Source organism: Proteiniphilum sp. UBA5384 (assembly GCF_002410825.1).
Classification (GTDB): domain Bacteria; phylum Bacteroidota; class Bacteroidia; order Bacteroidales; family Dysgonomonadaceae; genus Proteiniphilum.
The window spans coordinates 1-7,091 of the sequence record NZ_DHOS01000026.1; the positions used below are offsets into that span (position 1 = coordinate 1).

4 protein-coding genes and 1 pseudogene are annotated in these 7,091 nt (G+C 41.8%); 1 reads left to right on the forward strand and 4 read right to left on the reverse strand.

The annotated features are described in order from the left end of the window. Window positions 1-1,008: 1,008 nt before the first annotated feature. From B4G81_RS05225 to B4G81_RS05245, 4 genes are all read right to left on the reverse strand, one after another. A complete protein-coding gene (locus B4G81_RS05225; protein WP_286845967.1) occupies window positions 1,009-3,162 on the reverse strand; it encodes a DEAD/DEAH box helicase in 2,154 nt (717 codons plus the stop codon). Beyond that, window positions 3,162-4,475 (reverse strand): ATP-binding protein, encoded by a 1,314-nt coding sequence (locus B4G81_RS05230; RefSeq protein ID WP_238866031.1) that lies wholly within the window; start codon window positions 4,473-4,475, stop codon window positions 3,162-3,164. The genes B4G81_RS05225 and B4G81_RS05230 overlap by 1 nt, the downstream gene beginning before the upstream one ends. After that, complete coding sequence (locus tag B4G81_RS05235; RefSeq protein WP_238866032.1) at window positions 4,459-6,375, reverse strand: tellurite resistance TerB C-terminal domain-containing protein; 1,917 nt, start codon at window positions 6,373-6,375, stop codon at window positions 4,459-4,461. The genes B4G81_RS05230 and B4G81_RS05235 overlap by 17 nt, the downstream gene beginning before the upstream one ends. 263 nt (window positions 6,376-6,638) lie before the next feature. Next, window positions 6,639-6,908: a hypothetical protein gene (locus B4G81_RS05245; RefSeq protein WP_294080819.1), complete on the reverse strand. Its 270-nt coding sequence runs from the start codon at window positions 6,906-6,908 to the stop codon at window positions 6,639-6,641. Between B4G81_RS05245 and B4G81_RS05250 the strand changes: the two are divergent. Continuing rightward, window positions 6,903-7,091 (forward strand): annotated as a pseudogene (locus tag B4G81_RS05250) (nucleotidyl transferase AbiEii/AbiGii toxin family protein); the annotation flags it as partial. The gene B4G81_RS05245 and the pseudogene B4G81_RS05250 sit on opposite strands and share 6 nt — an antisense overlap.

Sequence of the window (7,091 nt, forward strand, 5' to 3'; positions counted from 1 at the left end):
GACGAATGGATTGTTTTTATCCTATTCTGTTTCCTTGATTGAGGACTTTGCTTGTCCAAATATTTAGCATTCACTTCTACTGTTTTTTCGGAAACAGAAGTGGTTCGCTTCAAAATATCAGGTGTTATTTTGTATGGAGGCGTCATGCATTTATGATAGTATCATTTGATAGTATTAAAGATAACAGTTTTTCCTCAATCCTCAATCCTCAAATTCAATTACGTCTAACAGTTGTTGAACTAAACCTGCATACGTGGGTAGTTTTTGACAAAAGTACCTGATTCTTTATATATTCGATGATTTTTCACCACAAAAAATGTCAGAATATGAGAAAAATCTTAACTACTCAGGTACCCTTTTCCTGACCAATGATAAAGAATTTCGCAGGGTTGTTGACATCCTGTTGTAACTTTTTTTGAATTTTTCCTCATGCTGCTATCCCTATATTGAAATTGTTATATATCAGCTTATTGATGGCTATTTGGAAGGCATTGTCGGCCTTTAGAAATTTCAGAAATGGCCCTCCGAAAGAAGGGGCACGGGTCTCTCCAAAATGCCCAGGGCAGCCTTTAATGCGCTGATGCACAAATCGATAAATTTGCGCAGATCCATAATTTTTTCCCTCTTTGTGGATGGATGAAAAAGGACTTTACTACAGGACTTGGAAAGAGTGTCGAAGCAGACCGGGCAAAGCTCTCCCGGCGGCACAGGCAGGTACTTCGGGAACCCGGACTTTCCGAAGATCCTAACTTCAAAGAACTGCCAGAGTGGCTAATGGTGCAGGCGAAGACGAAGGCCAACGGAGCCCTTGTTAAGACCCTATTGAAAGTCAGCGGGTGCTTCCGCTCCGAGGAAGGAGCTGGGAACTATGCCACCGTTGCCTCCGTCATCCAAATGGCGACGGGGAACGGACAGAACCCCTTTGAGGTCCTTCGGGTTATTGCAACCCTTGCGCAAGCGTAGTTTCGAGTATAGCATAGTTATTGACTAATAGTCAGGACTCTCTGTCTATGACCGGAGTACCTTAGTAGTTACTAATTTTGTATTGGCAATAAATTGGAATGTCCCTTCAAAATCGAAAGTCTTTTGTTTGATCAAGGCCACTTTATATTTTTCAGGAAGGTGCTTTCCCCATTTCGGAATATGAATAAGATGAGGTGTCTCTTCTAAACTACTGTACAAAAGGGAATCTAAATCATCCTTTAACAGCAACAAGGAGTGCCAGATAGCAAGAGAATTAGATTCATCCATGTCTGATAACTCCATAGAGCATCCGTTATTCGTGATCAAAGCAGAAATATTACGTTTAGACATCAAGTACCTCAAGGTCTCTGTTACTTTTGTTCCCGCGAACAGATGAATTATCGAGCGATTATTCATACATAGTAGCGGTCGCTCGGTGGTTGGATTCTGAATACTCATGGGCCTGAAATCTTTACGCAACTCTTTCAAGGCTTGGTTGGATTTCTCGTCCAGCACCGAAAACTCCTCATCGGAAAAAAGGATCCTAAACATTTCCCCATGAATGAGTGGATGCACGTTCACCCCGCTGCCGATAAAAGTGGGCTTTTTCCCGTCCAGAGCAGGGACAACAAAAATTTTCCCCGCTTCTGTATCCACTTCCACTATTTTCCATATTTTGGCGGCCAAAAGTATATTATTATCCGATTGCACCTGGGGCGTAAAGGGCAGGTTGCCGATCACTTTGGAGTTATGGACGACATTAAAATTAATTTCCCGCTCAAACGTGCTAAAAAACTCCCTGTTATTGACAATCCTCTCTCCCTCGATCCCAACAATCAATTCATGGCCAATCTTTTCAATAAAATCGATTCCAATAAAATAATCTATTATTTCGGCAATTTCAGATCGCTGTATATTCCTGAAGGCAAAGTTTGAGGATAATTTTTCGATTAGAACCCGATAATCTATCCCGTTATGCCCTTTAATAATGGAAAGGGCCTGATGAGCAAGGATATCGTATGGCCGTTCAACAATATCCGGCGACTCGATGCAATCCTTTTCATACAAGCTCCAACAGGCAAGCGCCTGGAGCATCGACCAAGGAGAAGTCGCGTAGAGCGTTAAGTTGCTCTCTTCTTCATTTTTTCGTCCACTTCGTCCGGCTCGTTGAATAAGCGAAGAAACGCTGTGAGTAGCATCCACCTGAATAATCTCATCCACCGACCCAATATCTATACCAAGCTCCAGGGTAGAAGTGCAAGAAATTGAGAAATTCTCTCGCTGGCTATTTTTGGCGAAAAACTCCACATATTCCCTGATTCCCTTATCTATCGAAGAGTGATGAGCAAAGAAGTTCCCGTGCCCCCCCACTCGTTCTGAAATCTTTTTCAATTTTACCGCAACCTCTTCAACACGTCCCCGGCTGTTAGGAAATATAAGGGTTTTATTGGCATGCACGTGCCGATAGATATCTTTGATAAGATCTGGTGGCAATTCTGTCTCATCTTTCCCGTCAAAATAACGAAATTCGGTGTGCAAGGGCTTTTTACTCCTATCGAGCAGCACTTTTGTCCTTGCTTCATTGCCCGTGATCTTTTTCGCTTCGTCATAATCTCCTATGGTTGCGGATAATCCAATAATCCGGAACGGCGTGCCATTCTTTTCCTGGAGCCTGTAGAGAATTGACTTTAATTGAATACCTCTGTCCGTTCCAATGAAAGAGTGAATCTCATCGATTACCACAAATTTGAGGTTCGAAAAAAGATACGTCACGTTATACGGTTTTGTAACGAACATCGCTTCCAGGGATTCCGGTGTAATAAGCACGATACCCCGCGGCTCTTTCAGTATTCGGTCCTTGGCAGCTCGATTGGCTTCTCCGTGCCATTTAGTGACCGGCACATCCATATACTTGCATAGATCTTCCACCCGTGCAAACTGATCGTTGATCAAAGCGATCAGGGGAGAGATATACAGGACTTGAATTCCCTCGGATGAAAAATCAACGGAAGAAAGAATAGGTAAAAAAGCTGCCTCCGTTTTTCCAGAAGCCGTTCTGGCCGCCAGAATATAATTATCGTTATCACCCAGAATATATCGTATCGCGCTATGTTGGATGGGCCGAAGCTCCGTCCACCGTTTTTCATGAATATAACGCCTGATTGGCTCCGATAGTAAAGAAAAAGCATCCGCTGCCATTACAAAACCTCTATAATGTCAAGCACATCATCTGCCGGCCGTTCATCTTTTATCTCAATGCCGCCCACAAGTTTTTTAAAAGTAACCCCTGGATTTTGCCGAAGCGTGCTTAATATATTCAGAAAACCACGTATCACCTCTCTTGGAAGTAAAAACTCCGACGCGCCAGGCTTATTATACATCTCCTCCATGAAAAACCGGATATCCCTTTCGCTTAGGTCGATATTTGTTTTATAGTTGAAATCGAAAATACCCTTGAGGTTTTTCAGCAGCACGAATATTTCATTATGATTGATAGGAGTAAGCTTGATAACCGGCTGTGCAAGGTCTTTCATTCCATCCACCGCATACTTATTGGGCTCTAGCCTTGTTTTCAATGCGTTGTAGCAATACAACCCTCTTCGTTCGTTCTCTAGAAACTCCCTTGTTCCGGCAATATTGAAGAACATGTTGGAAACTTTTCCCTGGTAGCAATCGTTATAGATCGCAAGCAGTTTCTCGTAATTTTTTTCCCTTGTCAGCGAGTTCGAAATCTTGTAAAGATTTACTGCTTCATCCAGGTTAATCATAAAACCACTGTATCCCATGGAGACGAATAACTTTGTGAAATTCTTCAGCATATCATAATAATTCTGGTCGTTAATGATCTCCCTCACTCCCAGATCCTGGCGGGCTTCGGTTTTTGTTCGGTATTCTCCCTTCAACCAGCGCAGCGCATTACGTCGCAAATAATCGTCCCCCTGTATATACCCCTCGTAATATTTCATCACGATCACTCCAAAATCATATCCGCCAACTTCTGTTATCTCGTTGATTGTTTTGAAAATATTCTGTTGTATCAACGGCAAATATTGTTCGTTTCGGATTTCAGTCAGCGAGACATCAGACTCTTTCGCCGTGAATTCCATCACCTGCTCAATCCATTTTTCGAGCAACGAGGGAAGCGCACCGCCATCGGGCTTCGTGTTAATAGAAATATTATCGATTATGGCTGAATAGAGAGCCACCGCTTTGCCGTCGTACGAGTACAAACGGTTATCGGGGGTGAAATCAGCTCCCGCCACCACGAATTTCTTTTTTAAGGCAACCGATTTAATAAGGTGAAACATGAACGATTTTCCGGAACCGAAATCCCCGATCCAAAACTTCATCACGTTATGCCCGTTTTTCACATCCTCAAGCGCATCCATTACAGCAGCAATCTCATCGTCTCGTCCAACAGCAATATGTTGAACCCCCGATCTCGGCACAATTCCGCCTATTAAAGAGTTGATAATTTCAGTAGCTTCCTTAGGTTTAACTTTGATTCCCATATATTATTGTTTTTAAGTAGTCATCCGAAACAACAAAGCAATCCTCGTCGTCTTCAATCAGGACATCATCCAGCGTTTCATAGCACAGATCGTTGATTTTTTCAATCAACCCGTTTGCCATGAATCCCTTCGATTTGGCAAAATCCTCTACTTCTGTTTTTGTCATGCAGTAGTCACTCTGTTTAAAAAGACCCAATAATTCTAACTGATGCCCGTCCAATAAATGATGCGCCGATTGCAAATTGTTTACTACCGGCATTTTCTCTACTACCTCCTCTTCATCCTCTTCCTCATCCATCACTTCATTTAGCAATTGCACCGTTTCCGAATGGAGTCTCGTTATCTTCTCAATCTCCTTCTTATCCAAGTTGATTTTTCTGCGTACCGGCAGGTACAAATCATGGATAGCCTCATACGCTTTTTCCCGGTCCTTATCTTTTTTATACTGGTTAACGATATCTTCAAACAGGCTCTGAAGCCCCTCCTTCCTGAACAGTTTTTTACAGGTACATTTAGGCAAAGGCTTCTCTTCGTCATTGAAAAAGTGGTGATATACATCAATATACTGCAAATAGACTTTCAAAGCCGCAACATTGTTGATCCCGGCAAGCAATTTTGCGGCATCAAAAAGTAAATGCTGTACACCCGGATTTTCTTTGTTTATTTTCGTGAGCCTGTGGATGTTTTGTAAATAATATTGCACATCCATGTTTTGATTGAAAGCAGCTTTAACCTCCTCGTGGACAATTCTCCAGCGAGTTCTGTAAACAGTGTTAACTTCCGTTTCTTCCTCATCGGTAAACTCGGGTAGCTTCTTCGCAAGGGGATCAATAAGTGGTCCCACCAGTTCCAATAACCCGGTTATCTCCTTTTTACTTCGTTCGTTATGCTCGTACGTGAAAATGTCAACACTCCTGTTTAGTTCATACCTTTCATAAAGTTTATTGCGACAAAGCCTGAAGATACAATTCTTCACCATTCTTACCTTTTCTTCTATCGTCAGGTCGTGATAGGTAAACACCGATTGGCTATGATCATACGCGCCATTTTGACTTTTGAAATTAAATGAAATGGCTGTATTGTATATTAATTGTTCCTTCACATCTTTCATCACCTCGCGAAATAATTCCACCTGTCTGATCTTCATAAACTCGAAACCCGAGCACATAGAATCCCATTTCGATTCAAAATAATCAAAGAGAATCTGCTCTGACTTAGAAAGTCTCAATTTTTCTGAATATCTATCTGAAAAGCTCCATTCTCTTGAATGAGGGAACTGCTCCATGATATCCTCGATGCTCGTCTCTCCATTCGTGCAAACTTTCTTCCATTGTCCCGATTTCTTTGCCCTTTGTATCAGTTTTAGCTCTGCATAAGGTTTCGTTACCGGGTAATGCTCTATAAGTGCCTGCATCTGTGTAGTGAGTCGCGTAAGATCCGGTTGGTTGTCATATTCATCCAGGAAATCAAACATCAAGGTAAACGCATAATTTTCATTTTCGTCCAGACTAAGATACTCCCCTGATATAAAACTGTTTTTGAACCTCTTGTAGAACGCTTTGACCCTCGCGCTGGCATATTCTAAAGAACGGGTAGAGTAGATATATTCCTTTGACCAATAGGGCACATAATCACAATTAAATATCTCACTGTCTTGATCGGTTGAAGGAGGAATCCTGATAGATTCTCCAGAAATATCGATCACAGAATCATCTCTTTTATCATCCCTTTCAAGCCAGTTGCTTTCGCGTGACACGCGTGACGCATTTCCTTTCTTGGTCGATGTTTGTGCAATAACCGAGATAATCCAGACAATTGACGTGATGAGTATACTTACCCAGAACGGAACTCCAACCACTAATAAAACTACCATCCCTACTATTGCCCAAAACCATATCATGCTATTAATTTTTAACAAATACCCTTTTACTGCATTGAAATGCACAAAGATAAACATTTAAAATGTATCATCAAGATTGGTCATATTCTAATCGTCAGTTAAACGAAAATGCTTTTGTAATACCGTTATTGAATGCACCTGGATATGACGTGTTCAATCCAATGGGAGTAATGCCCGAGTTCACCTGTGATATCGGCACAAAAAAGGGGGAAAGATAGACTACGCAACATTGAAAGACGGCAAACCTATTATGCTCATCGAGTTTAAGCAAAGGGCAAATCAACTAACAACAATTCAGGAAAATGGATATTACGCCGAAAGGCCGTTAGTTTTGGGTTCTCTTTGTCCTTCACTTCCATCCGTAACCCTGAACGTCCCAAAAACGGGATTACTTCGTTTGTCATTTCAATAAATTCGTCTTTCGACAGGTCTTTACAGTCGCTTCTGAAATGTTTGCCCATAAACTCTGCGCTATGCTTGACCGTGGAGAAGTGACGAATCGCGATATCTTTGACAGTTGGTTTTTCATGCAAAAACGAACACCGATAAACAAAGATATTGTTGAAACTCGTATGGAAATGCCACTGGCTGACTACATACAGAAATGTATCGGGCATCTCGAAAGCAAGAGTGACCGGGGAATGTTGAATGGCTTAGGCGAATGGATGGATGAGGATATGAAGAAATTCGTTCGCTCGAAACTACGGACAGAAACT